The organism is Novosphingobium lentum NBRC 107847 (genome assembly GCF_001590965.1).
Classification (GTDB): domain Bacteria; phylum Pseudomonadota; class Alphaproteobacteria; order Sphingomonadales; family Sphingomonadaceae; genus Novosphingobium; species Novosphingobium lentum.
The window spans coordinates 166,026-192,318 of sequence record NZ_BCTW01000008.1; the positions used below are offsets into that span (position 1 = coordinate 166,026).

The 26,293-nt window shown below is 65.0% G+C and carries 21 protein-coding genes; 14 read left to right on the forward strand and 7 right to left on the reverse strand.

Annotation, left to right across the window (positions count from 1 at the left end):
- Positions 1-197: 197 nt before the first annotated feature.
- From NL2_RS09065 to NL2_RS21140, 4 genes are all read left to right on the forward strand, one after another.
- Positions 198-2,774, forward strand: coding sequence for a porin family protein (locus NL2_RS09065; protein ID WP_084355995.1), 2,577 nt, complete (start codon positions 198-200; stop codon positions 2,772-2,774).
- 70 nt (positions 2,775-2,844) lie between these two features.
- Positions 2,845-4,788 (forward strand): excinuclease ABC subunit UvrC, encoded by a 1,944-nt coding sequence (uvrC, locus tag NL2_RS09070; RefSeq protein WP_068073904.1) that lies wholly within the window; start codon positions 2,845-2,847, stop codon positions 4,786-4,788.
- A 1,058-nt stretch (positions 4,789-5,846) separates the two neighbouring features.
- The gene (locus NL2_RS09075) at positions 5,847-6,887 is read left to right on the forward strand and encodes a hypothetical protein (protein WP_157083112.1); all 1,041 of its coding nucleotides are present in this window, start codon (positions 5,847-5,849) and stop codon (positions 6,885-6,887) included.
- On the forward strand, positions 6,887-7,984 hold the full coding sequence (locus tag NL2_RS21140) for a hypothetical protein (protein WP_157083113.1): 1,098 nt from the start codon (positions 6,887-6,889) through the stop codon (positions 7,982-7,984). The genes NL2_RS09075 and NL2_RS21140 overlap by 1 nt, the downstream gene beginning before the upstream one ends.
- 606 nt (positions 7,985-8,590) lie before the next feature.
- Here the strand turns inward: NL2_RS21140 and NL2_RS09080 are convergent.
- From NL2_RS09080 to NL2_RS09105, 6 genes are all read right to left on the reverse strand, one after another.
- Positions 8,591-9,346, reverse strand: a complete 756-nt coding sequence (locus NL2_RS09080) for a TylF/MycF/NovP-related O-methyltransferase (RefSeq protein WP_084355996.1) — start codon at positions 9,344-9,346, stop codon at positions 8,591-8,593.
- Between the two features lie 358 nt (positions 9,347-9,704).
- Positions 9,705-10,610 carry an acyl-CoA thioesterase gene (locus NL2_RS09085; protein WP_068073912.1) on the reverse strand — a complete coding sequence of 302 codons (906 nt, stop codon included), beginning with the start codon at positions 10,608-10,610 and terminating at the stop codon, positions 9,705-9,707.
- Positions 10,611-10,653: 43 nt separating this feature from the next.
- Entirely contained in the window at positions 10,654-11,847 is a 1,194-nt protein-coding gene (locus NL2_RS09090; RefSeq protein ID WP_245647631.1) for a GNAT family N-acetyltransferase, read from the reverse strand.
- A gap of 292 nt (positions 11,848-12,139) precedes the next feature.
- The gene (locus NL2_RS09095) at positions 12,140-14,245 is read right to left on the reverse strand and encodes a sodium-translocating pyrophosphatase (protein ID WP_439646889.1); all 2,106 of its coding nucleotides are present in this window, start codon (positions 14,243-14,245) and stop codon (positions 12,140-12,142) included.
- Between the two features lie 142 nt (positions 14,246-14,387).
- On the reverse strand, positions 14,388-15,290 hold the full coding sequence (gene thiL / locus NL2_RS09100; protein ID WP_068073916.1) for a thiamine-phosphate kinase: 903 nt from the start codon (positions 15,288-15,290) through the stop codon (positions 14,388-14,390).
- A gap of 8 nt (positions 15,291-15,298) precedes the next feature.
- A complete protein-coding gene (locus NL2_RS09105; RefSeq protein WP_157083114.1) occupies positions 15,299-16,102 on the reverse strand; it encodes an enoyl-CoA hydratase-related protein in 804 nt (267 codons plus the stop codon).
- A 60-nt stretch (positions 16,103-16,162) separates the two neighbouring features.
- Between NL2_RS09105 and NL2_RS09110 the strand changes: the two genes are divergently transcribed.
- From NL2_RS09110 to NL2_RS09155, 10 genes are all read left to right on the forward strand, one after another.
- On the forward strand, positions 16,163-17,302 hold the full coding sequence (locus NL2_RS09110) for an acyl-CoA dehydrogenase family protein (RefSeq protein ID WP_068073921.1): 1,140 nt from the start codon (positions 16,163-16,165) through the stop codon (positions 17,300-17,302).
- Positions 17,303-17,312: 10 nt separating this feature from the next.
- Positions 17,313-18,275, forward strand: coding sequence for an acyl-CoA dehydrogenase family protein (locus tag NL2_RS09115; protein ID WP_068073923.1), 963 nt, complete (start codon positions 17,313-17,315; stop codon positions 18,273-18,275).
- Positions 18,276-18,393: 118 nt separating this feature from the next.
- Complete coding sequence (locus tag NL2_RS09120) at positions 18,394-19,566, forward strand: acetyl-CoA C-acetyltransferase (protein ID WP_068073925.1); 1,173 nt, start codon at positions 18,394-18,396, stop codon at positions 19,564-19,566.
- Positions 19,567-19,635: 69 nt separating this feature from the next.
- The gene (locus NL2_RS09125) at positions 19,636-20,418 is read left to right on the forward strand and encodes an SDR family NAD(P)-dependent oxidoreductase (protein WP_068073927.1); all 783 of its coding nucleotides are present in this window, start codon (positions 19,636-19,638) and stop codon (positions 20,416-20,418) included.
- A gap of 119 nt (positions 20,419-20,537) precedes the next feature.
- A complete protein-coding gene (locus NL2_RS09130; RefSeq protein ID WP_068073929.1) occupies positions 20,538-21,410 on the forward strand; it encodes a crotonase/enoyl-CoA hydratase family protein in 873 nt (290 codons plus the stop codon).
- 31 nt (positions 21,411-21,441) lie between these two features.
- On the forward strand, positions 21,442-22,089 hold the full coding sequence (locus NL2_RS09135) for a TetR family transcriptional regulator (RefSeq protein ID WP_068073932.1): 648 nt from the start codon (positions 21,442-21,444) through the stop codon (positions 22,087-22,089).
- Positions 22,073-22,954: an S-methyl-5'-thioadenosine phosphorylase gene (gene mtnP / locus NL2_RS09140; RefSeq protein ID WP_068073934.1), complete on the forward strand. Its 882-nt coding sequence runs from the start codon at positions 22,073-22,075 to the stop codon at positions 22,952-22,954. Before NL2_RS09135 ends, mtnP begins: the two co-directional genes overlap by 17 nt.
- Entirely contained in the window at positions 22,951-23,610 is a 660-nt protein-coding gene (maiA, locus tag NL2_RS09145; protein WP_068073936.1) for a maleylacetoacetate isomerase, read from the forward strand. The genes mtnP and maiA overlap by 4 nt, the downstream gene beginning before the upstream one ends.
- 78 nt (positions 23,611-23,688) lie before the next feature.
- Complete coding sequence (locus tag NL2_RS09150) at positions 23,689-24,147, forward strand: MarR family winged helix-turn-helix transcriptional regulator (RefSeq protein WP_068073938.1); 459 nt, start codon at positions 23,689-23,691, stop codon at positions 24,145-24,147.
- Entirely contained in the window at positions 24,144-25,151 is a 1,008-nt protein-coding gene (locus NL2_RS09155) for a fumarylacetoacetate hydrolase family protein (protein ID WP_068073940.1), read from the forward strand. The genes NL2_RS09150 and NL2_RS09155 overlap by 4 nt, the downstream gene beginning before the upstream one ends.
- A 119-nt stretch (positions 25,152-25,270) precedes the next feature.
- Here NL2_RS09155 and NL2_RS09160 read toward each other — a convergent pair whose 3' ends face one another.
- Positions 25,271-26,275, reverse strand: coding sequence for a type II secretion system F family protein (locus tag NL2_RS09160; protein WP_068073941.1), 1,005 nt, complete (start codon positions 26,273-26,275; stop codon positions 25,271-25,273).
- Positions 26,276-26,293 lie beyond the last annotated feature (18 nt).

Sequence of the window (26,293 nt, forward strand, 5' to 3'; positions counted from 1 at the left end):
GCCCGGCCCATAGCGGCGCAAGCGCGAAAAGGAAAGCCTGTCCGCATATGTGGTCGAAACCGGCAACGGCGGCGGTGCGCAGCGACAATTTGTTACCCTTTGCGGATTGAGCGGCGGGACCCATGCGGCCAGCAGAAAGTTGTCGGGGGCACGTTCGGGTGTCGCACGGCGCCCCATGTTAAAGGCTTGAAATCGTCATGATCCGTTCTTCGGTGTCGCTCGCGGCGCTGGCCCTCGCCGTCCCGTTCGCGCCCGCTATGGCGCAGGAGACCACCGCTGCGCCTGCCAGTGGCGAATCGGCCGTGCCGCCCACTGCCGATGCGCCGGATGAAAGCCTCACCGCCAAGCCCAACGAAATCCTCGTCGTCGCGACGCGGTTGAAGGGGCAGGTCAACTCCGCCGAGCCGCCGGTGGTGGAGATCGACGAGGAGCAGGTCGCGTCCTACGGCGCCAGCTCGATCCAGGACCTGCTGACCGCGATCTCGCCGCAGACGGGTTCGGGCCGCGGACGCGGTGACGGCGCGCCGGTGGTGCTGCTCAACGGCCAGCGGATTTCCAGCTTCCGCGAATTGCGCAACTATCCGCCCGAAGCGATCCGCAAGGTCGAGGTGCTGCCCGAGGAAGTGGCGCTGAAATACGGCTTCCGGCCCGACCAGCGTGTGGTCAACTTCATCCTCAAGGACAATTTCCGCAGCATCACGGTGGAAGCGCAGGACGCCATCGCCACCGGCGGCGGGACCAGCAACCCCGAGCTGGAGGCCTCGCTGGTCAAGATCGCGGGCAGTTCGCGCATCAACCTGACCGGCCATGTCGAGCGGACGACTCCGCTGACCGAGGCAGAGCGCGGCATCATCCAGACCGGCACTGCCGGCGCGCTGGTGGCGGGCGATCCCGATCCGGCCGCCTACCGCACGCTCGTCGCCGATGACAAGTCGGCCTCGCTCAACGGCAATATCTCGCGCGGGATCGGCGGCGGCGGATCGATCAGCGTCAACGCGGCGCTCACCCGCGACGTGGCGCGCACGCTCAATGGGCTGAACACGGTGACGCTGGTCGGCGGCGATGGATCGGCGGTCACCCGCACCACGCTGGCGCCGACGCCGCTTGGCCGCGTGGTGCGCTCGACCACGGCGCAGACCGGCGCGGCGCTTAACAAGCCGCTGGGCAGCTGGCAGCTGGCGGCCACCGCCGATTACACGCACGTTGCCACCGACAGCACGATCGACCGGCGCGCCGATCTTTCGGCGCTGCAGGGGCTGGTCAGCGCGGGCACGCTGGCGGCCAACGGTGCGCTGCCGGCCGGCGCGATCGTCGCTGCCCCCGCCGACATCGCGCGCAGTCGCACCGACACCGCCACCAGCCTCGTCACGCTCACCGGGCGACCCGCACGCCTGCCCGGTGGCGAGCTGTCGCTGACGGTGAAGACCGGGTTCGCCTACTCGGCGATCGCCAGCAACGACACGCGCAACCCCGGCGTGGCGACCAACCTCAAGCGCGGCGATGCGCAAGCCGGGTTCAGCCTCGACGTGCCGATCACCAGCCGGCGCGAGGGTTTCCTGGCCGGGGCCGGGGACATCTCGCTCAATTTCAATGGCGAGGCCCACCATCTGTCGGACTTCGGCACGCTGTACGATTACGGCGCCGGATTGACCTGGTCGCCCACGTCCACGCTGTCGCTGCAGGCGACCTACATCGCCAGCGACGCCGCGCCTTCGCTGACCGCGCTGGGCGGGCCGGTGGTGGTGACGCCCGGCGTGGCGGTGTACGACTTCACGCGCGGCCAGACCGTGCTCGCCACGGTGACCACCGGCGGCAATGCGGCGCTGCTCAAGGAAAGCCAGCGCGACTGGAAGTTCGCGGTCAACTGGCAGCTGCCGTTCCTCAAGAATTCCAACTTCATCGCCGAGTACTTCCGCAATCGCAGCAGCAACACGACCAACGGCTTTCCGCTGCTGACCCCGGCGGTCGAGGCGGCGTTCCCGGGTCGGGTGGTGCGCGATGCCGCTGGGCAGATCGTATCGATCGACGAACGCTCGGTGACGTATGCCGGCACCACCGGCTCGCGGCTGCGCTACGGGATCAACTTGTCGGGCTCGTTCGGAAAGCCCGATCCCAACGCCCGCCAGGGCCGCTTCGGCGGTGCCATGGGGGCTGGTGGTGGGGGCAGAGGGGGCGCCGGCGGACCGCGTGGCGGTTTCGGCGGCGGTGGCGGCGGCGGGGGACGCGGCGGCTTTGGCGGCGGCGGTCCGGGCGGTCCCGGTGGTGGAGGCCCCGGCGGCGGCGGCGATGGTCGTGGGCGCTGGAACCTGTCGCTCTATCACACCATCCAGTTCCAAAGCACGGCGCAGCTCACCCCCGGCGGCCCGGTGCTCGACCTGCTCAACGGCGACGCGCTGAGCGGCGGCGGCGTGGCGCGGCATACTATCACGATGGAAGGCGGCGGGTTCTATCGCGGGCTGGGCCTGCGCCTGTCGGGCAACTACACCGGCGGCAGCCATATCGAGGCCAGCGGGCTGCCCGGATCGACCCGCCTCACGTTCGCGCCGATCGCCACGTTCGATTTGCGGGTGTTCGCCGATCTCGGCCAGAAGAAACAGCTGGTCGAGGCCGTGCCGTTCTTCAAGGGCGCCCGCCTGTCGCTGCGCCTGAACAACGTGTTCGATGCCCAGCAGCGCGTGACCGACGGCAACGGCGTGGTGCCGCTGGCCTACCAGCCGGGCTACGAGGATCCGCGCGGACGGGTGATCAGCGTGGAGTTCCGCAAGCAGTTCTGACCGCTTGCCCACGGCTGCGTGTCACAGCCCACTCCCCAAACCGTTCCGGCCGCACTATCTGGGGCGATCAATGGCTCGCGATCCGCACTCCCCTCCCGACCGCCAGGACGATCGCTTCCACGAGGATGCGGCGACGTACACCGTGCGCGGGTCGGGCACACCCGACCTCGACGCGGGCGTCGCCGCGCTGCGCGAAGTGGTGGAGACGCTGAAGCCCAAGCCCGGCGTCTATCGCATGCACGATGCGCGCGGCGATGTGCTGTATGTCGGCAAGGCGCGCGCGCTGAAGAACCGCGTGGCGAATTACCTGCAGGTCGATCGCCTGTCGAGCCGGCTGCGGCGCATGGTCAGCCAGACGCGCAGCCTGACGATCGTCACCACCAATTCCGAAGCCGAGGCGCTGCTGCTCGAAGCGCAGCTGATCAAGCGCTACCGCCCGCCGTACAACGTGCTGCTGCGCGACGACAAATCGTTCCCGTTCATCCTGTTGCGCGCCGATCATGCGTTCCCGCGGATCACCAAGCATCGCGGTGCGCGGCGCGCCAAGGGCAACTATTACGGCCCGTTCGCCAGCGCCGGGTCGGTCAACACCACGATCAACGCGCTGCAGAAGCTGTTCCTGCTGCGCAGCTGCAACGACGGGTTCTTCAGCCGCCGCGACCGGCCGTGCCTGCTCTACCAGATCAAGCGCTGCTCGGCGCCGTGCGTGGGGCGGATCAGCGAGGAGGACTATGCCGAGCTGGTGGGCGAGGCGAAGGACTTCCTCGGCGGCAAGTCCGGCGCGGTGCAGGCCAAGATCGCCTCGCAGATGGAGGACGCCGCCACCGCGCTCGATTTCGAGCGTGCGGCGATGCTGCGCGACCGGCTGCGCGCGGCCACGTTCATCCAGGGCAGCCAGGCGATCAACGCCGAAGGGCTGGGCAATGCCGATATCTTCGCGATGGCGGCCAAGGGCGGGACCATCGGCATCCAGGCGTTCTTCATTCGCGGCGGCCAGAACTGGGGCCACCGCGCGTTCTTCCCCAGCCACACCGAAGGGCTGGGCGAGGACGAGGTGATGACCAGCTTCCTCGCCCAGTTCTATGAGGAAGTGCCGCCGCCGCGCTGCATCCTGGTCGATCGCGTGCTGCCCGAGGCGGAGCTGCTGGCCGAGGCGTTCCGCGAGGGTGCGGGCGGACGCGTCGAGATTTCGATGCCCCAGCGCGGCGATCGCAAGCGGCTGATGGAACAGGCCTCGCGCAATGCGATCGAGGCGCTGGAACGGCGGCTGGCCGAAAGCGGCACCAAGGCGCGCACCATGCGCGAACTGGCCGAATTCTTCGAACTGCCCGAAGTGCCGCAGCGCATCGAGGTGTACGACAACAGCCACATCCAGGGCACCAATGCGCTGGGCGCGATGGTCGTCGCCGGCCCCGACGGGTTCATGAAAGGCCAGTACCGCAAGTTCAACATCAAGCGCGACGAGACCGCGCCGGGCGACGATTTCGCGATGATGCGCGAGGTCATGGACCGCCGTTTCAGCCGCGCACAGGCCGAAGATCCCGACCGGCAGGGCGGCACCTGGCCCGACCTCGTGCTGATCGACGGCGGCAAGGGCCAGATGAGCGCGGTGCGCGATGCGCTGCAGGAACTCGGCATCGAGGATGTGCCGCTGATCGCCATCGCCAAGGGCCCGAACCACGGGCGCGAGGGGCGCGAGGTGTTCCATTTCCCCGACGGGCGCGAAAAGACGCTGCCGGTCAATTCGCCGCTGCTGTTCCACTTGCAGGTGCTGCGCGACGAGGTCCACCGCTTCGCCATCGGCGCGCACCGCGCCAAGCGCAGCCGCGCGATCACCGCCAGCCCGCTGGACGAAATTCCCGGCATCGGCCCGGCACGCAAACGCGCGCTGCTGCTGCACTTCGGCACCGCCGGCAAGGTGCGCGCCGCCAGTCTGGAAGACCTGCAGAAATCGCCCGGCGTCAGCGCGGCGGTGGCGCAGACGGTGTACGATTTCTACCACCCGGGCGGGTGAGGGGACGAAAGTTCGTGAACCTTCCTGGATGAGGGAGGGAACCGGACAGGAACGGACCTGCCCATTCCAGCGTCATCCTGAACGTGGGTCAGGATCCATTTCTCCGCCCGCACACCGCTGTCTTGCCGAGCCCTTCGGTCGGGTTCCCGCCAGTTCTGCCAGCGCCGCCCGATCGCTGGCATGCTGTTCTGCCCGATAGATGCTGCAATACGTTCAGCATGACGAAATCGGGAGCAGGACCGGCAGGAACCGCTCCCGGCGCCCCAGCGCAGGCTGGGGCCCAATCCCCCTCACGAACGCGCGCGGCCGTCATGCAAGCCCGAGAGCCCGGATAGGCCCCAGCCTGCGCTGGGGCGACGGATGGCGGACAGGCCAAGGGTCTGCAACCGGTGCACCCGAACGTCAGCCATGCGAATTGCCGAGCCGGAAGCGGCCTTTCCGGACAAGATCACAAAGGGAACCATTGCCCGTAAGGCTGCTTGCGACCAGAAATCGCCGTTCCCCGATGACGGCGCGAATGTCCGAATCTGACAGGAGCCGCCGACCGAGGGTCATGAAGCTGTCTGTCTGTAGCAGCCGCCAAAGCAGCGGTTCTGAGTGTCGAATTGAGCCATCGAAACTTTCCGCTCGTTCATGAGACGTTACGGCCAAGTTTGATTGCTATCTGCGCAGGCGCAGGACCGACCATGGCGTTGTGCCCGAGCCGCCGCGACTGCAATGCATTCTCGAAGCGAATCGCACCAAGAAAAGGTGCTGGAGCAAAGAGCTTAACTATTTTTTTGGTCAGGTTCGACCATTCTCTTCAATCTCTCGCTCGCGCACTTGCTTGGCGAAAGATATCGTGACAAATTCACGAAATCTCCTTGCGAGGGTTTGAGTCGTGGCTGGGGGGCTATGATTTGTTGAGCCAGACTATAGGCGGTTTCCGTGATCGCTCTCATGGTTTTCGCTTCAGTGACTTAACGCCCCAAAGTTGGCGATGCGTTCGCGTAGGCGTTACCAACTGCGCCAATCCCCCCTTTCGCCATTGTCAGAACACCCGAAAAGAAGGGCCAAGAATGCCACGTCAAGGTTATATGATCATTTCTAACGACCACCGCCTTTTTCCGACATCCAAGGTGCGGGAGATCGAGGCGAGGGCAAAAGGCGTCATAGATGCCATTACCGCTGAGCAGCCTACGATCCCGCGGATCGAGTTTCAACTCCGACCGATTTCGCTTGGAGGCCGCTCAGAGGCGAAGGTGGCCGAAGCCCTGTTTTCAGGGAGCCTCCTCCCCGAGCTCAGAATTATTTTCTCTCGGGCGGCATTGAATGCCAAAAAACTTGCGCCAGCCCTCGAAGGCTCCAAGCTCTGCGTCCTGATCACGGAAGCTGGCACTTCCACGCAGAACATCGTTCGCGGCAGTGGAGGGGGCGTTCGAGCATCCTTTACCATTGCGGAGGAAAATGCCGAGCGGCTGCTTGAGGATTTGATCATCGACGTGACCCTGGGGAATTTCTTCTCGCAGACCGGGCCTGTCGGGTTGATCGTCGCTCGCGAAGGCGTTTCAGGCCTCTACAAGCGAAAGGTGACCTACTTCCGTCAGAATATGTCAGCGGCTTGGCTTGATGATGTGACCCGCTCTGCCGGCTACGTAACGCTATCCTCCCTCGATAGGCTGCCTTTGGCAGATACTGCCAGGAGAGCGCAAGCAGCGTATCAAAGATGGTTTGCATTCAGTCAGTGGCTCAAACCGCAATCCCAGTTGCCCTCGGTGAAGACGAAGAGAGCGGTTGCAAATCTGCGAACGGCTCCAGGTTTGGGCGGTCAACTACCGCTCGCCAAGATCGAGAAGGCCCTGGCCAGATTGCCGGACGGAACCTATGTCCTCATAGTCCTTGCGTCTGCGTCTGTGACCCGAAAATCCCCCTCACTACGCGATCGGATAAAGTCGGTGGTTGGAGAGAGGGCCAGGCGCAACGCATTCGCTCTTCTGACGACGAAGGAATTTGAGGCAAGGCAAAGCGTCATCCGGCCCATTCTGAAGTCAGGTCATTTCAAAGCGTTTTGGCTAACAATCGGCTCGACTAATATCGACATCGCAAGCGGAGAAATATGATGTCGTGGTCTGGATATATAGATCTTCTGGGAACCCGAGATATTGCTCGACTAAGTTCTCAGGACCTTCAGATATATCTCGACAGCTTTCATTCGGCACTTGCTGATTTCATACATGAATTTGATGGCGATTGCTTTGCTTTCAGCGATGGTGCATTTTTTACTTGTCGGAAATTCGATTCTTTTTATCCATTTTTTATCAGAGTGAGGAACCAGTTATTCCAGGCAGATGCATATTTCCGTTGCTCATTTCTGCCAGGGAAAATCGTCGTCGATGACGGTAATGAGCTAAAGATAAAGCCTCTCGGCACTTTTGTTACCTACAAGTTCGCAGGAGTCGCCCCAGAGGCCTATCAGGCAGAATCTGTGTTCAAGGGAGTGGGCGGCGTCGTAGATCTCAAAAAGCCCAGACATGAAGAAGTGCGAGAAAGGTTAAAGAGCGAAAAATCTGCGACAAAGAAGGAAGAGCTGTCGAAGAATATCGATTCACTAGAGGTGCAGTTTCAGCAAGATTGCCGTAAATATTTGGTAGATAGCTTCTACATTTCGGCAAACGGGAAGAAAGTAAATGCGGTTGCTACCTTTGATTTTTCTTACTCCTCTTTTGAAGTAGGAGATAGCGAGGATGAAGGCATTCCACAATACTCAGGTCAGCAGAGGCTGGTCGATTCTTTAATATCATCTTGTTACTCCTCCCTGGCTCGCTCCAGTAAAATATCATCGTATTATCTTTCGGCACTGGTTTCCATGATTCGCTGCTGCGATCTGAAAAAATCTGATTGGAATGCTAAAGATAAATCGTGGATACTTACTCCATATGCCTTTCGGCACTTAATGTCGGAAGGATCATTAAGATTACTTAAGGATGTTCCAGGATTTCACCTCGTTCTCCTGACCGCATTTGATCATTTGTATCGCTGTAAAAAAGATAATGGCATAACTGTCGATCTTGAAAATCATATTTTGAGCCACCTTCTCAAGGTTGGATCGTGTTTTCGTGATTTAGACAGTGTGCAAGACTTCGTGATTTCATCTGAAAGCAAAAAGAAACTGATTGAGCTCAAGCTTAGGGATGCCCGGTCGAATAAGAAGCGATGACATCTTTCCGGACAATCTCATTTGGCGCGCCATCGCGATGTTCCGGTTGTTTCCTTCTTTCTCAAAAAAAAGGACGGGCGGGCTTTGTCACGATTTGCGCGGCATCTGGTCTGCTACAGCCGTTTGTTCGCGACGCCACATAGGTCTGAAAGAGACCGCTGGCCCAATAGGATGGGCTTGTCAGATAGCGATGGGCGCGGCCAGTTGCATCTCTCGGAGGGCGGCGGATCAACCGGTTTCGGCAAACGCTCGCTTCTGAGCACCGTCCAAGACAAGTTGAACCCGCTCCGTTCAATTTCCGGTTTGCCAGTCCTGAAACTATTTTCAGACGTTCCGGACCCCACGCCATTTGCGCCGCGGGCGGTAGGACGGAAAATCGCCTGACGAGCGGCCGGATCTAGCGGTAGCTGTCGTTCAGCAGACTTGCTTAGACGACAACTTTGTCCCATTTTCCGCCGATCACGCCCTTGCGTGCGCTGCGCCGAAACCTGCCGTCGGTTCAGCCCTAACCGAACGGAAGCCAACCGCGATGTTACGCCAAGGGCTGCCTTTCCGGACACGACAATTTTGTCGACCGCCTGCGCCGCCGACTCCCGCGCAGTACCATCACAGTTTGTGAATTAACGCCTGGCACGTTTGGAGGGCCAATGGCCGTTCGGGTTTGTCGGCGAAGAATTCGTCAACCGCCCGACGGGCGCCCGGGCATGATGCGAAGCCATAGTCATCAAGCACGATGATGCCTCCCCGCGACAGCCGCGGGTAAACAAAATTCAAGGTGTCAACTACGCCTTGGTAAAGATCGAGGTCGATATGGGCGAAGCAGAATGTCTCATGTTCAAGTCCCGCAAACGTGTCAGGGACCCAGCCTTTGCGATAGTCGATGAATGGATCGCTTCCAACCACGTTGCGAACGCTTTCGACTGAAGTATCCGCAAAGTCGCCCACTTGGTGGCGATCATTGTGTTCTGTTACGCTGTGCATGCCTTCGAAAGAGTCAAACAGGTACAACGTGCGATCGGCTCGCTTGCCCAGCACCTCGCGAAGAAGCCGAGCCGTGCCGCCCTGGAAGACGCCCGCCTCCATTACCGCTCCCGGGACATTCAGCGCCTGCCCGAGGCCCTGCCAAAGTGTCCACGCTCGCGGCATGGTCACAACGGTATGCGGCTCGACATGCTGGTGAAAAAAGTCCTGGAACGACGGATTCAGCCACGGCGAAAAACCGGGCTTGTACATGTTCGAATCCGGAATATCGCGAACGACAAGGCGGCTGAACAACCAACTCCAGATGACAGGAGGCGTGATCGACCGAGCGACTTCAACCCATGGCATGCGCGTTGTTCGGATCGTCGTGAGGTTGACCATATGGTGCAGCAGTCCGTAAAATAGCCAGGGGTGGAAGCTGATTTTCGATCTAACAGCATCGAATTGCGGAATGGTTAACCATTTTTGTTCGGCTGGCTCCGATCGCGATTGGCCCGCTTGTCGCTTCGCCGATGCGGGTCAGGGGCGGTTCGTCGCGCGCTGGCGATCCGCGACGGCGGCACGGTTTTCCCTGTCCTACACGCCCCGGCCGCGCCTAGACTCGGCGCGATCTTTGACATTGTCGTAACCCTTTGATTAGCATGGGCAATCGTGCCGGTCGAAGCGACTCGCCCGACGAATCATTCGAGACCCACTTGGGCAAAGATAGAGAAGATAGCGAACCCCGATCGCCGGGCCTCTAGGACCCGCGCAGCCGCCGGATCAGCCCTTCCTGCGCCACGTCGGCAATCAGCCGCCCGTCGCGGGTGAAGATCTTGCCGCGGTTGAAGCCCCGGGCGTGGCCGGCCCACGGGCTGTCGGTGGTGTAGAGCAGCCAGTCGTCGGCGCGGAACGGTTCGTGGAACCACAGCGCGTGGTCAAGGCTGACGCCCATCACGTTGCCCAATGTCCAGCTCAAGCCGTGCGGCAGCGTGCAGGTGCCGAGCAGGTTGAAATCGCTGGCATAGGCCAGGATCGCGCGGTGGATCTTGGGATCGTCGGGCAGCGGGGCGACCGCGCGGAACCAGCTGTGCGAGACCGGCGCGGCGGGCTCGGCGCCCATCCAGTGGCGCGCCTCGGCAGGGCGGATCTCGATCGCGCGCGGGCGCAGCAGCATCTCGCGGCGCGCTTCCGGGATCAGGTGGATGTACTGGCGGAGCAGCGCGTCCTCGCTCGGCAGGTCTTCGGGCGGGGGGACGTGCGGCATCGCGTCCTGGTGCGCGACGCCGTCCTCGACGCGGTGGAACGAGGCGGTGAGGTTGAGGATCGGCTTGCCCAGCTGGCTTGCCACCACGCGGCGGTTGGAAAAGCTGCCGCCGTCGAGATCGCGCTCCACCCGGAAGTCGATCGGGTGATCCTCATCGCCGCCGCGCAGGAAATAGGCGTGGAGCGAATGGACCGAGCGGTCGGCCGCCACGGTACGCTCGGCGGCGGCCAGCGCCTGGCCGACGACTTGTCCGCCGAACACGCGGCCCACCCCGCCGGGCTTGCGCCGCCCTTCGAAGCGGTCACCGCCGAGGTCCTGCACATCGAGCAGGTGGAGCAGGCCCGAGACCAGGCGTTCCGGGGTGATGGCGGGGGCGGGGGTGTCGGCAGGTTCGGTCATGGCCGGTCCATGCGGCGCGTGACCGGACGCGTCAACTCGGTGGTCAGGTCGCCGGTGCTGCGATCCCGGTGGGGTTGCGCGCCAGTTCCAGCCCGACCAGCCGTTCGAACGCGCCACGCCGGGCGGCTCCGCCGATGGCGATCGAGACGCGGCCGATGGCGCGGCGTTCGGTCCACAGCGAATCGATCATCGGATGGTCAGCGGCGGCGCAACTGTCGCACCAGTCGAGCCCGTTGCGATTGAGCAGATCGAGGTTTTCAAGCTGGAGCAGCACGCCGGGCGAGAAGCGGGCAAAGCGTTCGTCGAACGCGGTCTTGTACGAAAACGCGCCGACACCCGCCACGAACGTGGCGAGCATCGCGATCGGCCGGCCGTCGAGCGTCAGGCTCAGCCGTTCGAGCCGGTTGCGCTTGCCGGCGGCGAGCAGCGCGTCGCGGAACAGCAGTTCGGTCTCGTCAGCGCAGGCCATCGCGCTGCCGGCCTCGCCTTTCCAGCCCGCCTTTTCCAGCGCGAGGAAGTGGTCGATCCACACCGCCAGCCCGGTGCAATCGGCATGGCGTTCAACGCGCAACGTGCCCTGTTCGGACAGGCGCGCGTGCTGGCGGCGGTATTCCTTGCGCTTCTTGCCGTTGACCGCCTGTTGCAGATAGTCCTGCGGCGACAGCGCAGATTGCAGCAGCGCGCGCTCTTCGCGATGGACCAGCGCCACGGTGCGACCCTGCTCGTTGCCCAGCGCAAACAGGCTGTCGGCCAGTGCGCCGCCCAGCGGCAGCTGCGCGATATGCGCGAACAGCGCAGGTCCGCCGTGGGCATCGGCCCAGTCGAGGAACGCGCGCCAGAACGCACGCTCATGCCCCGGTGCGACCAGCGGTGCGCCGAGGAAGCAGTTGGGGTGCATCCACGCGGCCAGATGCGGCAGCGGCCAGCGGGTGTAGCGCCAGCGCCGCGCCAGCGGCATCAGCGCGACCAGTTCGCCGCCGTGTTCCAGCCGCAGGATCTCGACCTCGCCCTTGGGATCGAAGCGGCGCAGCGCGGGCAGCAGATACCAGCTTTCGAAGAACGGGTTGGGCGTCGCGGCGTGCAGCGCCAGCATGTCCCAGCGGGCGGTGCTTTCGGCATCGGCCCAGTTTTTCCAGCTGCTGGCGATCAGCGCACAGTCGCCAGCGGCCATGGCACGCGCCGCAGCAGGCTGGAGCCGGCGTTCGATGCGGCGGTCGGGAAGGGCTTCGGCAGTCACGTCACCGGCTTGTAGCGGCGAGGCGCGAAAGTTCGGTTAATGTTGTTTGCGGATCCAACGAATGCCGGATCCGTGCGGCGCCGGCCGTGAGGCTGGAAAAAGGACTCCGCCGCCCCAGCCGTCAGGCTGGAAAGCAAAACGTCGTCCCGGACTTGAGCCGGGACCGCTGGCGGGCGGGCGCATACTTGCCAGCGGTCCCGGGTCGAGCCCGGGACGACGGGATGGATACGGAACACCCCGCCCGGATTGCTCCGGACGGGGTGTTCGTTTCACCGACGGCGAGGCTCAGGAATTACCCCGCGCCGTGTGCCGCCAGCGCCGCGAGCAGCAGCAGCGCGACGATGTTGGTGATCTTGATCATCGGGTTCACGGCAGGTCCGGCGGTGTCCTTGTAGGGATCGCCCACGGTGTCTCCCGTGACAGCGGCCTTGTGGGCTTCGGAGCCCTTGCCGCCATGGTTGCCGTCTTCGATGTACTTCTTGGCGTTGTCCCACGCGCCGCCGCCCGAGGTCATCGACAGCGCCACGAACAGGCCGCTGACGATCACGCCCAGAAGCAGCGCGCCGAGCGAGGCGAAGCCGTTGGCCTGTCCCGCAACGGCGGTGATCACGAAGTACACCACGATCGGCGCAAGCACCGGCAGCAGCGACGGGATGATCATCTCCTTGATCGCCGCCTTGGTGACGAGATCGACCGTGCGTGCATAGTCGGGCTTCGATGTGCCCGCCATGATGCCCGGATTCTCGCGGAACTGCTCGCGCACGTCCTTGACCACGTCGCCCGCAGCGCGGCCCACGGCGGTCATGCCCATTGCGCCGAACAAGTACGGCAGCAGTGCGCCGAGCAGCAGCCCGACGATGACGTAAGGATTCTCAAGGCTGAAGTTGACCGACAGGTCCGGGTAGAACTCCTTGAGATCGTTGGTGTAAGCGGCGAACAGCACCAGCGCGGCGAGCCCGGCCGATCCGATCGCATAGCCTTTGGTCACGGCCTTGGTGGTGTTGCCCACGGCATCGAGCGCGTCGGTCTTTTCACGGACCGCATCGTCGAGGCCGGCCATTTCGGCAATGCCGCCCGCGTTGTCGGTCACCGGGCCATAGGCGTCGAGCGCGACGACCATGCCGGCCAGCGCCAGCATCGCCGTGGCGGCATAGGCAATGCCGATCAGGCCCGCGAGCTGATAGGCGATGATGATGCCCGCGCAGATCACCAGCGTAGGCAGTGCGGTCGATTCCAGGCTGATCGCCAGGCCCTGGATCACGTTGGTGCCGTGGCCGGTTTCCGAAGCCTTGGCGATGGAGCGGACCGGGCGGTAGTTGGTGCCGGTGTAGTATTCGGTGATCCAGATGATCAGCCCGGTGATGACCAGGCCGACCAGCGCGCAATGGAACAGCGAATAGCCGGTGATCCCGCCGTTGGCGGCACCATCGCCGATCGGCGCACCCATGTTTTTCAGGACCATGGTCATCGCAAACCAGATCGCCGGGACCGACAGGATCGCGGTGACGAGGAAGCCCTTGTACATGGCACCCATGATGTTCTTGCCGCCACCTAGACGGACGAAATAGGTACCTATGATCGAGGTGACGATACACACGCCGCCGATCAGCAGCGGCATGGTCATCAGCGCAAGCAAGCCATCGCCCATGCCCTTTACCAGCAGCGCGGTGAGCACCATCGTGGCGCCGACGGTGACGACGTACGTCTCGAACAAGTCGGCGGCCATGCCGGCGCAATCGCCGACATTGTCACCCACGTTGTCGGCGATCACGGCGGGGTTGCGTGGGTCATCCTCGGGGATGCCGGCCTCGACCTTGCCGACAAGGTCTGCGCCGACGTCGGCCGCCTTGGTGAAGATGCCGCCGCCAAGCCGCGCAAAGATCGAGATCAGCGAGGCGCCGAAGGCCAGCGCGACAAGGCCCTGAACCACGGTCCGGTCGGTGCCGCCGACCGTGTGTCCGGCCACGGCGGTGAGATACCAGAAGAACACCGAGATCGCGAGGAGCGCGAGCCCGGCCACGAGCAGCCCGGTGATCGCACCGGCGCGGAAGGCCAGCGTCAGGCCCTGCTGCAGGCCCTTTTGGGCGGCGGCAGCGGTGCGCACGTTGGCGCGGACCGAAATGTTCATGCCGACGAACCCGGCCAGCCCCGACAGGATCGCACCGATGACGAAGCCGGTGGCGGAGACGGGGCCGAGCAACAGCGCGACGATGATCGCCATGACCACGCCGACGATGCCGATGGTGGTGTACTGGCGCTTGAGGTAAGCTTGCGCGCCTTCCTGGATAGCGGCGGCGATTTCCTGCATGCGGGCATTGCCAGCGTCTGCGCCGAGCACCTGCCGGCTGGTCACGAACCCGTAGACCACGGCCAGCAGGCCGAATAGAATGGGTATCATCAATAAATTCACGACATCGTCCCCCTTTTTTCCGGGCCTCGTTTGCGCCGGGTCCCGTCATTTGTGCGGGTAAGCGCAGAGGCTAGCGCACAAATCGGGCGCTGCAACCCCAAGAGTCGTCACATGGCCTGCAAAATAGCGGTTAAGCGCCGTGCTGATAGCCCAACCGGCCCTCGACCGGCGCATCGTCGAGCAGCAGAGGCACTTCGCGCCGTGGCAGGACGGTGCCGATGCGTGTGACCGGGCAGGGCGGGGCGAACGTTTCCGGCGCGGTGAACAGCAGCTCGTAATCGTCGCCCCAGCCCAGCGCGTCGCGGCGGCGATCTAGCGGGAGCCGCTCGGCAAAGGGAATCGCGATGCTGTCGAGCGCGATGGTCACCCCGCTGGCGTCGGCCATGCGCGACGCGTCAAGCAGCAGGCCGTCCGATACGTCCATCATCGCGGTGGCGAGCGGGGCGATCATCTGCCCTTCGCGCAGGCGTGGGCAAGGGCGGCGAAACGCGCGGGTGTCGGCCGCAGCGGTTTCGCCCCATTCGTCGGCATCGCGCAGCGCCTCGAACCCCAGCATCGCTGCGCCGATCGTACCGGTCAGCCACACGCCGTCGCCCGGTTGCGCGCCGCTGCGCGACGGCACCGGGTGGCAGGTGGCGCGGCCGATCGCGGTGAGGCCGATGGCGCGTGCGCCGCCGCCCCCGCCGCCCACGGTATCCCCGCCCAGCAGCGGCACGCCGAATTCGGCCAGCGCCTGTTCCAGCCCGTGCAGGAACTGCGCGTCGTTTTCTCCCAGCATGAAGCCCAGCAGCACGCCCAGCGGTTCCGCGCCTTTGGCGGCCAGGTCGGACAGGTTGACCGCGACCAGCTTGAACGCAATGTCGGTCATGTCCTGACCGCGCAGCCAGTGCACCCCTTCGACCATCATGTCGTGGGTCAGCACGAGTTCCACGGCGCCCAGTTCAAGCACCGCCGCGTCATCGGCCAGACCGCGCGCCGCGGGGTGCGGCGCCATGGTGCGCAAGGCGGCGATGAAGCCGGGTTCGCCGGTCATGGCACCCGTCAGTCTCCGGTAAACACCGGCGCGCGCTTTTCGATCAGCGCGCTGACGGCTTCCTTGTGGTCCTGCGTTTCGTGGACGATCGCCTGATAGGCGGCCGACAGTTCGAGCACGTCATTCGCGCGGCCGTGCTGGCCTTCACGCAACAGGCGCTTGGTCAGCCGCAGCGCGCGCGGGCTGTTGGCGGCGATCTTTTCAGCGATCGCCAGCGCGGCGTCGAGCGCCTCGCCATCGGGCACCACGCTGCCGACCAGCCCGATCTCGCGCGCAAAGTCCGCGCCGAACGTCTCGCCGGTCAGGAACAGTTCGGCCGCCTTGGAATAGCCGACGATCTTCTGCAGCGTCCACGCGCCGCCATCGCCCGGCACGATCCCCACCTTGATGAAGCTGGCGGCCATCTTCGCGCCTTGCGCCGCCACGCGGATGTCGCACAGGCACGCGAGGTCCAGCCCCAGCCCGATGGCGTGGCCGTTGATCGCGGCGATCATCGGGATTTCGCAATCGAGCATCGCGCGCGTCGCACGCTGCACCCCGCGCCGATAATTGAGCCGCGTCGAATCCGGCTGGTCGAGCGGCCCGATGCCGACCCGGTCGCGGATGCCCTTGATGTTGCCGCCGGTGCAGAACGCGCGGCCCGCGCCGGTTAGCACGATGGCGCTGTAGGTGCGATCGTCGCCCAGCGCGAAGAACGTGTCGACGATGTTGTCGCAATCCTCGATCGTGCCGATGGCGTTCATGGAATCGGCGCGATCCATGGTCAGGATGGCGATGCGGCCACGGCGTTCGACGGACAGAAACGGGGTCACGGGCGGCATCCTCCATGCGGCATTTGCAGAAGGACATGCGCTGCCATAGGGAGGACGGCGATGCAAATATTCGCGATCCATCCGTTCGATCCGCCCGGCGATGTGCCCGCGTTGCGTGCCCGGGTGCGCGCGCTGATTGCCGGGCATGAAGCCGGCTGGCCGCTGGAAGGCCGATCGAACAACTGGTTCACGTTCGACGCCGCGTTTTCGCGCGTGCTCGGTCGGGAAGGGTTGCTCGGCATGACCTGGCCGAAGCGATATGGCGGGCACGAACGCCACCCGCTCGAACGCTACGTGGTGATGGAGGAACTGCTCGCGGGCGGTGCGCCGGTCGGGCTGCACTGGATCGCCGATCGGCAGACCGGGCCGCTGCTGCTGCGCTACGGCACCGAAAACCAGCGGCGCAAATACCTGCCGGGGATGGCGGCGGGCGAGATTTATGCCTGCATCGGCCTGTCCGAACCCAACGCCGGGTCCGATCTTGCCAGCGTTCGCACCTCCGCAAGGAAAACGCCCGAGGGCTGGCGCGTCAACGGGCAGAAAGTGTGGACCAGCGGCGCGCACCGCAGCCACGCCGCGCTGACCCTGCTGCGCACCGAGGAAGGCAGCCAGCGCAACGCCGGGCTTTCCCAGTTGATGATCGACCTCGATACCCCGGGCGTGACCGTGCGCCCGATCGTGGACATGACCGGCACGCACCATTTCAACGAGATATTCTTCGACGATGCGCTGATCCCGCTCGACGCGCTGGTCGGGACCGAGGGCGAGGGCTGGAAACAGGTCACCGCCGAACTTGCGCTCGAACGTTCCGGCCCCGAACGCTATCTGTCGAGTCATGCGCTGCTGGTCGCGCTGATCGATGCGGTTGGGCCCGATCCTGCGCCTGCCATCGCGCAGCTGATCGGGCGGTTGACCGCCGAGATGTGGACTTTGCGCCAGATGTCGATGTCCACCGCCGCCAAGCTGGCTGCGGGCGACGATCCGATGGTCGAGGCGGCGATCGTCAAGGATCTGGGCAACGCGTTCGAACAGGCGATGCCCCGGCTGGTGCAAGCCGCGCTCGATGCCGATCTTGCCGCAAACAGCGACCTGTCGCGGCTGCTGACATGGGTGCTGCTGGCCAGCCCCAGCTTCTCGCTGCGTGGCGGCACGCCCGAAGTGCTGCGCGGGATCATCGCCAAGGGATTGGGCCTGAGATGAGGAAAGCCCGATGAGCGTTTCGCGCCAACTGTTGACCGAGATGGCCGAGGGGCTGTTCGGCGATCTGGCCGGGCAGGATTTTACCATGGCCGGGCCACGCGTGGCCGAGGCGGGCTTTGCCGCGCTGCTCGTGCCTGAAGACGCGGGCGGCTTTGGCGGGGACTGGGGCGATCTGTTCGCGGTGCTCAGGCTTGCCGGATTGTTCGCGCTCGATGCTCCGCTGGCCGAGCCGATCATCGCGCACCACTTGTTGGCTCAGGCTGGGATCGCGGCGCCCGATGGGCTGGTGACAATCGCCGCCGAGGGACAGCGCGTGCCATGGGGCCGCCATGCCGATGCCGTCGTAGCGGTCAGCGGCGGCGTTCTGTCACTTTATGCAGCGGATGCCTGTGCGTTCGACGAGGGCGTGTCCCCGGCGGGCGAGCCGCGCGACGCAGTGCGCTTTACCGGCGGGGCCGTGGCCAGTGCGCCATGCTCTGCCGATCTGCTGGCGCTGGGTGCGTTCGCGCGGGTGGCGCAAGCCGCCGGGGCGCTCGACGCGGCGTTTGCGCTGACCATCGGCCACGTCAACGATCGCGTGCAATTCGGCAAACCGCTGGCGAAATTCCAAGCGGTCCAGCAGGCACTCGCGGGTTTCTCGGAAGAAGCGGCGGCGGTCAACGTGGCCGGGCAGGCCGCAGCAGCGGCGCTCGATTGCGGCGAGGCCGGTTTCGAAATCGCGGCGGCCAAGCTGCGCGCCAACCTCGCGATCGACGCGGGCGTGCCCGTGGCCCACCGCCTGCACGGCGCGATCGGCTTCACCATGGAGTATGCGCTGAACCGCTTTACCCGGCGGCTGATGGGCTGGCACAGCGAATACGGCAGCGACGCGTTCTGGGCCGAACGGCTGGGCGCGCAAGTGGCGCGGATGGGTGGCAAGGGCCTGTGGCACGAAATGACCGCGCGGTCCGACCGGCAGATCGCGCCGGCCTGATCGTTGGTGGCCGCCGCCGCGTGGCGCTGGTCGAATTGTCAGGTGCCCGAGGCGGCGCTTGACCCGTCCCCGACAGAGCTTTAACCGGTCGATTAAATCGAGCGAGAGGACGGGAATCATGGCGACAGCCTATATCGTGGATGCGGTGCGTACCGCTGGTGGCCGGCGCGGCGGGCGTCTGGCCGGCGTCCATCCGGTCGATCTGGCTGCGGCCAGCCTCGATGCGATCATCAGCCGCACCGGGCTCGACCCCGCCGCGGTCGAAGACGTGATCATGGGCTGCGTCACGCAAGCGGGCGAGCAGGCCACGCAGGTCGCCCGCAACGCGGTGCTGGCGTCGAAGTATCTGCCCGAATCGACCCCCGCCGTATCGATCGACCGCCAGTGCGGTTCATCGCAGCAGGCGGTGCAGTTCGCGGCGCAGGCAGTGATGTCGGGCACGCAGGACGTGGTCATCGCTGCCGGGATCGAAAGCATGAGCCGCGTGCCGATGGGCAGCAACGCCACGTTCCACATGAAGGAAGGGCTGGGCAACTACATGTCGCCAGGGCTCGCTGCCAAATATCCCGGGATCATGTGGTCGCAGTTCGTGGGCGCCGAGATGATCGTCAAGAAGCACGGCTTCTCCAAGGACGATCTCGACCGGTTCGCGCTGAACAGCCACCACAAGGCGATCGCGGCGACGCAGGCCCATGCGTTCGACCGCGAACTGGTGCCGATCACCATCGAAACGCCCGAAGGCCCGGCACAGCATATGGTCGATGAAGGCATCCGCTTCGACGCGACGCTGGACAGCATCGCCGGGGTCAAGCTGATGATGCCCGACGGATCGCTCACCGCCGCGTCCGCCAGCCAGATGTGCGACGGATCGAGCGCGGCGTTGGTCGTGTCCGAAGCCGCGCTGAAACGCTACAACCTGACTCCGATCGCACGCATCCACAACCTGACCGTTACCGCCGGCGATCCGGTGATCATGCTGGAGGAACCGCTGTTCGCGACCGACCGCGCCCTGCAGCGCGCGGGCATGAAGCTGGGCGATATCGACCTGTTCGAAGTGAACGAGGCGTTCGCTTCGGTGCCGATGGCGTGGCTCAAGCACACCGGCGCCGATCCGGCCAAGCTCAACGTCAACGGCGGCGCGATCGCGCTGGGCCACCCGCTCGGCGCATCGGGCACCAAGCTGATGGCCACGATGATCCATGCGCTGCGCGCGCGGGGCCTGAAGTACGGTCTGCAGACGATGTGCGAAGGCGGCGGCGTCGCCAACGTGACCATCGTCGAGGCGCTGTAACAACGTCGAAGCGCTGTAAGAACACCGTCGTCCCGGTTTGAACGCGGGACGACCTAGGGAGTACCTGGCATGATCATCGACAACACCGTCTCCGCCGTCGTCACCGGCGGCGCATCGGGCCTTGGCGCCGCCACCGTGCGCGCGCTGGCCGCCAAGGGCGCGAAAGTGGCGATCTTCGATCTCAACAAGGATCTGGGCGAGGCGCTGGCCGCCGAAGTCGGCGGCACGTTCTGCGAAGTCAACGTCACCAGCGATGACAGCGTCGATGCCGGGTTCGCCAAGGCGCGCGCGGCGCACGGGCAGGAGCGCGTGCTGGTCAACTGCGCGGGCATCGGCAGCGCGGTCAAGACCGCCAGCCGCAGCCGCGAGGACGGATCGATCCGCCACTTCCCCCTGGATACGTTCAATGTCGTGATCCAGGTCAACCTCGTCGGCACGTTCCGCTGCATCGCCAAATCGGCGGCCGGGATGCTCAGCCTCGATCCGCTGGACGACGGAGAGCGTGGCGCGATCGTCAACACCGCCAGCGCTGCGGCAGAGGACGGCCAGGTCGGCCAGGCGGCGTACTCCGCGTCGAAGGGCGGCATCGTCGGCATGACCCTGCCGATCGCGCGCGACCTGATGACCGAGGGCGTGCGCGTCAACACGATCCTGCCCGGCATTTTCGCCACCCCGCTGATGCTGGGCGCGCCCGAAAAGGTGAAGGAAGTGCTCGCCGCGTCGGTGCCGTTCCCCAAGCGCTTCGGCAAGCCGGAAGAATACGCCCAGCTGGCGCTGACCATGATCGAGTGCGGCTATTTCAATGGCGAGGACGTCCGCCTTGACGGCGCGATCCGCATGCCGCCACGGTGATGAAAAACAGCCCCTCCTCTTCAGCGGAGGGGTTGGGGTGGTGCCGTTCCCCAATGCCGCGTTTGCGGTGAGGCACCACCCCCGGCCCCTTCTCTGACGAGGAGGGGGGAGAACCATTGATGACCCAGTTCACCCAGATCCTCTACGATGTGACCGAGGGCATCGCCACGATCACGCTGAACCGCCCGGCGAAAATGAATGCCTTCACCGGGACGATGCAGCGCGAGCTGGTCGCGGCGTTCGATCTTGCCGATGCCGACGACGCGGTGCGGGCGGTCATCGTCACCGGATCGGGCGAGCGGGCCTTCTGCGCTGGCGCCGATCTCACGCCCGACGACGGCCACGATCCATTCGCGAGCAGCGAGGCGGTGGCCGACCTGTCCGACATCCGCGTGCGAGATACGGGCGGGCTCGTCACCTTGCGCATCTACCGTTCGGCCAAGCCGGTGATCGGTGCGATCAACGGCGCGGCGGTGGGCATCGGCGTGACCATGCAACTGCCGATGGACATCCGCCTGGCGTCCACCTCCGCCCGGTTCGGGCTGGTGTTCGCGCGGCGCGGGATCGTGCCCGAAGCCGCGTCGAGCTGGTTCCTGCCGCGCATCGTCGGCATGCCGCAGGCGCTGGAATGGTGCATGACCGGTCGCGTGTTCGATGCCGAGGAAGCCTTGCGCGGCGGATTGGTGCGATCGCTCCACGCGCCAGAAGACCTGATCGGCGCGGCCCGCGCACTGGCGCGCGAAATTGCCCAGAACACCAGCGCGGTGTCGGTCGCGATGACCCGCGCGATGCTGTGGCGGCTTTCGGCGCAGGGCCATCCGATGGCCGCGCACCGGATCGACAGCCGCGCGATCTATCGCCTGTCGAAGGGCGTCGATGCCAAGGAAGGTGTGGCCAGCTTCCTGGAAAAGCGCGCGCCCACCTATCCGGGCAAGGTTTCCTCGGATATGCCCGATTTCTATCCGTGGTGGGACGAACCCGACTGGGGATGAGCTGGCCGGAACGAGAGCAAGACCGAAAAAAATGACCACGGGCGCAAACACCACCGATGAGCTTGGCGTCCCTGCCGGCGCGCGCGCGATGTTGCTCGAAACCGCGTCGCAGATCATGCGCGAAGGCGATCTGGTCGATATCTCGCTGTCCGAGCTGTCGCTGCGCTCGGGACTCAATTCGGCGCTGGTGAAATACTATTTCGGCAACAAGGCCGGGCTGCTGAAAGCGCTGCTCGATCGCGACATGGAAACGATCGTCACCAGCGTCGATGCGCTGGTCGCCAAGGACGACATGGACCCGGAGGCCAAGCTGAAGCGGCACATCTCCAAGGTCATCGATACGTTCTACGCGGTGCCTTACCTCAACCGGCTGACGATGCGGCTGGTACGCGACAGCGACGAGGCCGAGGCGCGGCGGATTGCCGAACGGTATCTCACTCCGCTGTACAATGCTTATGAACGGCTCATCACCGATGGGGTCAAGGCCGGCGTGTTCCGCCCTATCGACCCGCAACTGTTCTACTTCACCGTGACGGGCGCGATCGATCGTTTCTTTTCGGCGCGGCTGGTGCTCAAACACTGCTTCGACCAGGACACGCTGACCGAGGAATTGCGCGATCGCTACCGCGAACACACCATCGACATCATCATGGCCGGGATCCTTGCCCGCAAAGCCTGATCCCGCACGCTGGTGCCTGGGCGTGATCGGCGGCTCGGGGCTGTACGACCTGTCGCTGATCGAGGACGCGCAGGAGATTGCGGTGTCCTCGGCTTTCGGCGCGCCGTCGGGGCCGGTCACCATCGGCACGATCGCAGGGGTGCGCTGTGTGTTCCTGCCGCGTCATGGCGCCGGGCACAGGCTTCCGCCCGAAGCCATTCCCCATCGCGCCAACATCGACGTGCTGAAGCGTTGCGGGGTGACCGACGTGGTTGCCATTTCCGCGATCGGATCGCTGCGCGAGGATTTCGCGCCGGGCAGCTTCGTTGCGGTCGACCAGTTTATCGACCGCACCCACGGCCGCGCGCAAAGCTTCTTCGGCAGCGGGCTGGTCGCGCATGTCAGCATGGCCGATCCGACCTGTCCGCGCCTTTCCGCACTGGCGGCAGAGGCAGCGCGCGACGCAGGCGCGACGGTCCATGGCGGCGGATGCTACCTGGCGATGCAGGGGCCTCAGTTTTCCACCCGCGCCGAAAGCCGGATGTACCGCCAGTGGGGTGCCGATGTCATCGGCATGACCGCGCTGCCCGAGGCGCGCCTCGCGCGCGAGGCGGAGCTGCCTTATGCGCTGCTCGGCATGGTCACCGACTACGACAGCTGGCGCGAGGGCGACCATGTCGAAGTGGCGCAAGTGCTGCAGGTGATGGCGGCGAATGCGGCGCTGGCGCGCGCCACGGTGGCCCGGCTGGCCGCGATGCTGCCCGCTTCGCGCGATCCCAGCCCGATCGACCGCGCGCTTGACGGTGCGATCATGACCGCGCCGGCCCAACGCGATCTGCAAGCGGTGGCGATGCTCGACGCGGTGGCAGGAAGAGTATTGCGATGACCGACCAGAACGATCTTCAGGGCGATCCGGGCGTGGTGTTGCACGACTATTGGCGCAGTTCGGCCTGCTATCGCGTGCGGATCGTGCTGAACCTGAAAGGCGTGACTTACCGCGCTGCTCCGGTCGACCTGACGCAAGGCGCGCAGGCGCGCGACGATTACCTCGCGCTCAATGCGCAAGGGCTGGTGCCCGCGCTCGAGATCGACGGTGCGATCCTGACGCAAAGCCTGGCGATCATCGACTATCTCGACGCGAAGTTCCCGCGCCCGCACATGGTTCCGGCCGATCCGCTGCGCCGTTCGCGCACGCTGGCGCTGGCGCTGGTGATCGCCGCCGACGTTCACCCGATCAACAACATGCGCGTACTGCGTTCGCTGCGCGAGGATTACGGCGCGAGCGAGCAGCAGGTCGAACGCTGGATCCACCACTGGATTTCGGCGGGTTTCGAGGCGCTGGAGGTAGCGGCGCCGGAAGACGGCCTGTTCGGTGGCGATGCGCCCGACCTGACCGACGTGTGCCTAGTGCCGCAGATGTACAATGCGCGGCGGTTCGAGATGGACCTTCAGCCTTATCCCCGGCTGACCCGCATCGATGCCGAAATGCGTCAGATCGCGGCGGTCGCGGCAGCGACGCCTGAGGCCGTGCGTCCGGGGTAACATAATTTCACATCGAGGCGTTTCCGCTACGGCAAAGTTACACTTGCGCTCGGACAAAGTTACACTAGTAACGATTCCATGCCCGGAACCGACACCCGCCTCGCCGATTTCATTCCGTACCGACTTGCGATCACGTCCAACACGGTAAGTGGCCTGATCGCCGATGATTATCGACTGCAGTTCGGCCTCAAGATTCCCGAATGGCGAATCATGGCGGTGCTGGGCGATGCCGGGCCATTGACCCAGCGCCAGCTGGTGCGCGCCACGCTGATGGACAAAGTGGCGGTCAACCGCGCGTCCAAGGTGCTGGAGGATCGGGGCCTGCTGCAGCGCAGTCCCAACGATGCCGACGGGCGCTCGCACCACCTCGAATTGACAATTGCCGGCAAGGATATGCACGGCAAGATCTGGCCGCAGGCAGTGGAGATGGAAGAACGCATCTTCGCCTGCCTGAGCCAGCGGGAGAAGGAAAAGTTGCGAACCATGCTCGACAAACTTCTTGAATCGGTGCGGTCGATCGAAGGCCCGTCGAAGTGAGGCTGGCCTCGTTGCCCCAGGGGCGCGACGGCCGGCTCATCGTAGTATCCGACGACCTGGCCTGGTACGCCGACGCGGATCACATCGTTCCCACGCTGCAGGGCCTGCTCGACGAGTGGGAGCGCTTTGCGCCCGCGGTCGAAGCGTTGGCTGTGGACCTTGCGCACGAGGCGATCCCGATGCGGCGGTTCCACGAACGCGAGGCGGCCGCGCCGCTGCCGCGCGCCTATCAGTGGGCCGACGGCAGCGCCTACGTCAATCATGTCGAACTGGTGCGCAAGGCACGCGGGGCGGAACTGCCGGACAGTTTCTGGACCGATCCGCTGATGTACCAGGGCGGCAGTGACGACTTGCGCGGCGGACGCGATCCGATCGTGCTGGCCGATGAAGCGTGGGGTTGCGATTTCGAGGCCGAGATCGTGGTGGTGACCGGCGACGTGCCGCAGAGCGCCGGCCGCGACGAGGCGCTTGGCGCGGTCCGGCTGGTCGGGCTGGTCAACGACATCAGCTTGCGCAACCTGATCCCGGGCGAACTCGCCAAGGGTTTCGGCTTCGTCCAGTCCAAGCCCGCCAGCCATTTCTCGCCGGTGTTCGTCACCCCGGATGTGCTGGGCGACGCCTGGGCCGACGGCAAGCTCAGCCTGCCCCTCAGTGTCGATCTCAACGACAAGCCGTTCGGCCGGGCCGAGGCAGGCGAGGACGTGACGTTCGATTTCGGCACGCTGATCGCGCATCTGGCCAGGACGCGCCGGATCGGTGCGGGCTCTCTGATCGGATCGGGCACGGTGTCGAACCGCGATCCCGATGGATCGCCCGGACGGCCGGTGGCGCTAGGCGGGCGGGGCTACAGCTGCATCGCCGAACTGCGCACGGTCGAACAGATCGCGGGCGGAGCGGCGACCACGCCGTTCCTCCACTGGGGCGACACGGTGCGCATCGAGATGCGCGATGCCAAGGGCCACAGCCTGTTTGGCGCGATCGAGCAGAAAGTCGTGAAGGGGTGAGTTTGGGCCGGGCTATGCCGGATGACGTGTCCCGAACCTGATCCGGGACGACGGTGGGGAGTAAGGCTGTCCCCCCGCCACGACATCGTCGCGGCAGGGGTTCGGCTCCAACCCGTTCCTCACACCTTGCGGTTGATGAACTGATCGCTGATCGCGCAGGCCGCAGGGCCAAGGATCACGATGAACAGCACCGGCAAGATGAACAGGATCAGCGGGATCGTCATGATCGCCGGCAGGCGCGCGGCCTTTTCCTCGGCGCGCATCATGCGTTCGTTGCGGAATTCGGCCGAGAGGACGCGCAACGCAGAGGCGAGCGGCGTGCCGTAGCGTTCGGTCTGGATCATGGTGGTGACCACGCCCTTCACCGAATCGAGGTTGACGCGATAGGCGAGGTTTTCGAACGCCGAGCGCCGCTCGGTCAGGAAGGCCAGCTCGATCGCGGTCAGGGCGAATTCGTCGCCCAGTTCGGGATAGGCGCGCCCCAGTTCGCGGGCAACGCGCCCGAACGCGGCATCGACGGTCAGGCCGGCCTCGGCGCAGATGACCAGCAGGTCGAGCGCGTCGGGAAGGCCCTTGCGGATCATGCCGGTGCGCTTGTTGACCAGGTTGGTCACGAACAAGTCGGGCGCCTTGTATCCGGCGATGACCATGACAGCGAACGCCATGAAGCGCTTGAATGCACCCCAGGTGGGGAACAAGTGCACCCAGTAGAGCATGGTGCCCGCCAGGATGCCGAGCACGATCGGTCCGATCAGGCGGCCGAAGATGACCGCGACGGCGTATTCCTTCTTGCGGATGCCGGCTTGCGCCAGCCGCTGCGTGACGGTTGTTACCTGACTGTCCTGCAGCACGCGCAGCCTGGACAGGAAGTCCTTCATCGCGTCGGTGGTCTGGTTCTTGCGAACCAGGCTCGCGCGCTTGCGGGCGTTGGCGGTGACGATGCCCGCCTTCAGCTGTTCGCGGCGGTCGTTGAGCGCCTTGACGCGCTTGGTCATCGGATCGCGCACGGTGACCGCGGCATAGACCGCGAGCATCACGGCCAGGGCAGCGATCGCGACCAGGAACGTGCCCACCAGGATCACGTCGACGCCTAGCAGCGTGGGATGGGGCGGAGTCTGCACCATTTCGAACGTTCCCTGTCG

Coding starts and splice junctions, on each gene's coding strand:
- NL2_RS09065 (WP_084355995.1), top strand. CDS start 198: ATGATCCGTTCTTCGGTGTCGCTCGCGGCGCTGGCCCTCGCCGTCCCG.
- uvrC (WP_068073904.1), top strand. CDS start 2,845: ATGGCTCGCGATCCGCACTCCCCTCCCGACCGCCAGGACGATCGCTTC.
- NL2_RS09075 (WP_157083112.1), top strand. CDS start 5,847: ATGCCACGTCAAGGTTATATGATCATTTCTAACGACCACCGCCTTTTT.
- NL2_RS21140 (WP_157083113.1), top strand. CDS start 6,887: ATGTCGTGGTCTGGATATATAGATCTTCTGGGAACCCGAGATATTGCT.
- NL2_RS09080 (WP_084355996.1), bottom strand. CDS start 9,346: ATGGTCAACCTCACGACGATCCGAACAACGCGCATGCCATGGGTTGAA.
- NL2_RS09085 (WP_068073912.1), bottom strand. CDS start 10,610: ATGACCGAACCTGCCGACACCCCCGCCCCCGCCATCACCCCGGAACGC.
- NL2_RS09095 (WP_439646889.1), bottom strand. CDS start 14,245: ATGATACCCATTCTATTCGGCCTGCTGGCCGTGGTCTACGGGTTCGTG.
- thiL (WP_068073916.1), bottom strand. CDS start 15,290: ATGACCGGCGAACCCGGCTTCATCGCCGCCTTGCGCACCATGGCGCCG.
- NL2_RS09110 (WP_068073921.1), top strand. CDS start 16,163: ATGCAAATATTCGCGATCCATCCGTTCGATCCGCCCGGCGATGTGCCC.
- NL2_RS09115 (WP_068073923.1), top strand. CDS start 17,313: ATGAGCGTTTCGCGCCAACTGTTGACCGAGATGGCCGAGGGGCTGTTC.
- NL2_RS09120 (WP_068073925.1), top strand. CDS start 18,394: ATGGCGACAGCCTATATCGTGGATGCGGTGCGTACCGCTGGTGGCCGG.
- NL2_RS09125 (WP_068073927.1), top strand. CDS start 19,636: ATGATCATCGACAACACCGTCTCCGCCGTCGTCACCGGCGGCGCATCG.
- NL2_RS09130 (WP_068073929.1), top strand. CDS start 20,538: ATGACCCAGTTCACCCAGATCCTCTACGATGTGACCGAGGGCATCGCC.
- NL2_RS09135 (WP_068073932.1), top strand. CDS start 21,442: ATGACCACGGGCGCAAACACCACCGATGAGCTTGGCGTCCCTGCCGGC.
- maiA (WP_068073936.1), top strand. CDS start 22,951: ATGACCGACCAGAACGATCTTCAGGGCGATCCGGGCGTGGTGTTGCAC.
- NL2_RS09150 (WP_068073938.1), top strand. CDS start 23,689: ATGCCCGGAACCGACACCCGCCTCGCCGATTTCATTCCGTACCGACTT.
- NL2_RS09160 (WP_068073941.1), bottom strand. CDS start 26,275: ATGGTGCAGACTCCGCCCCATCCCACGCTGCTAGGCGTCGACGTGATC.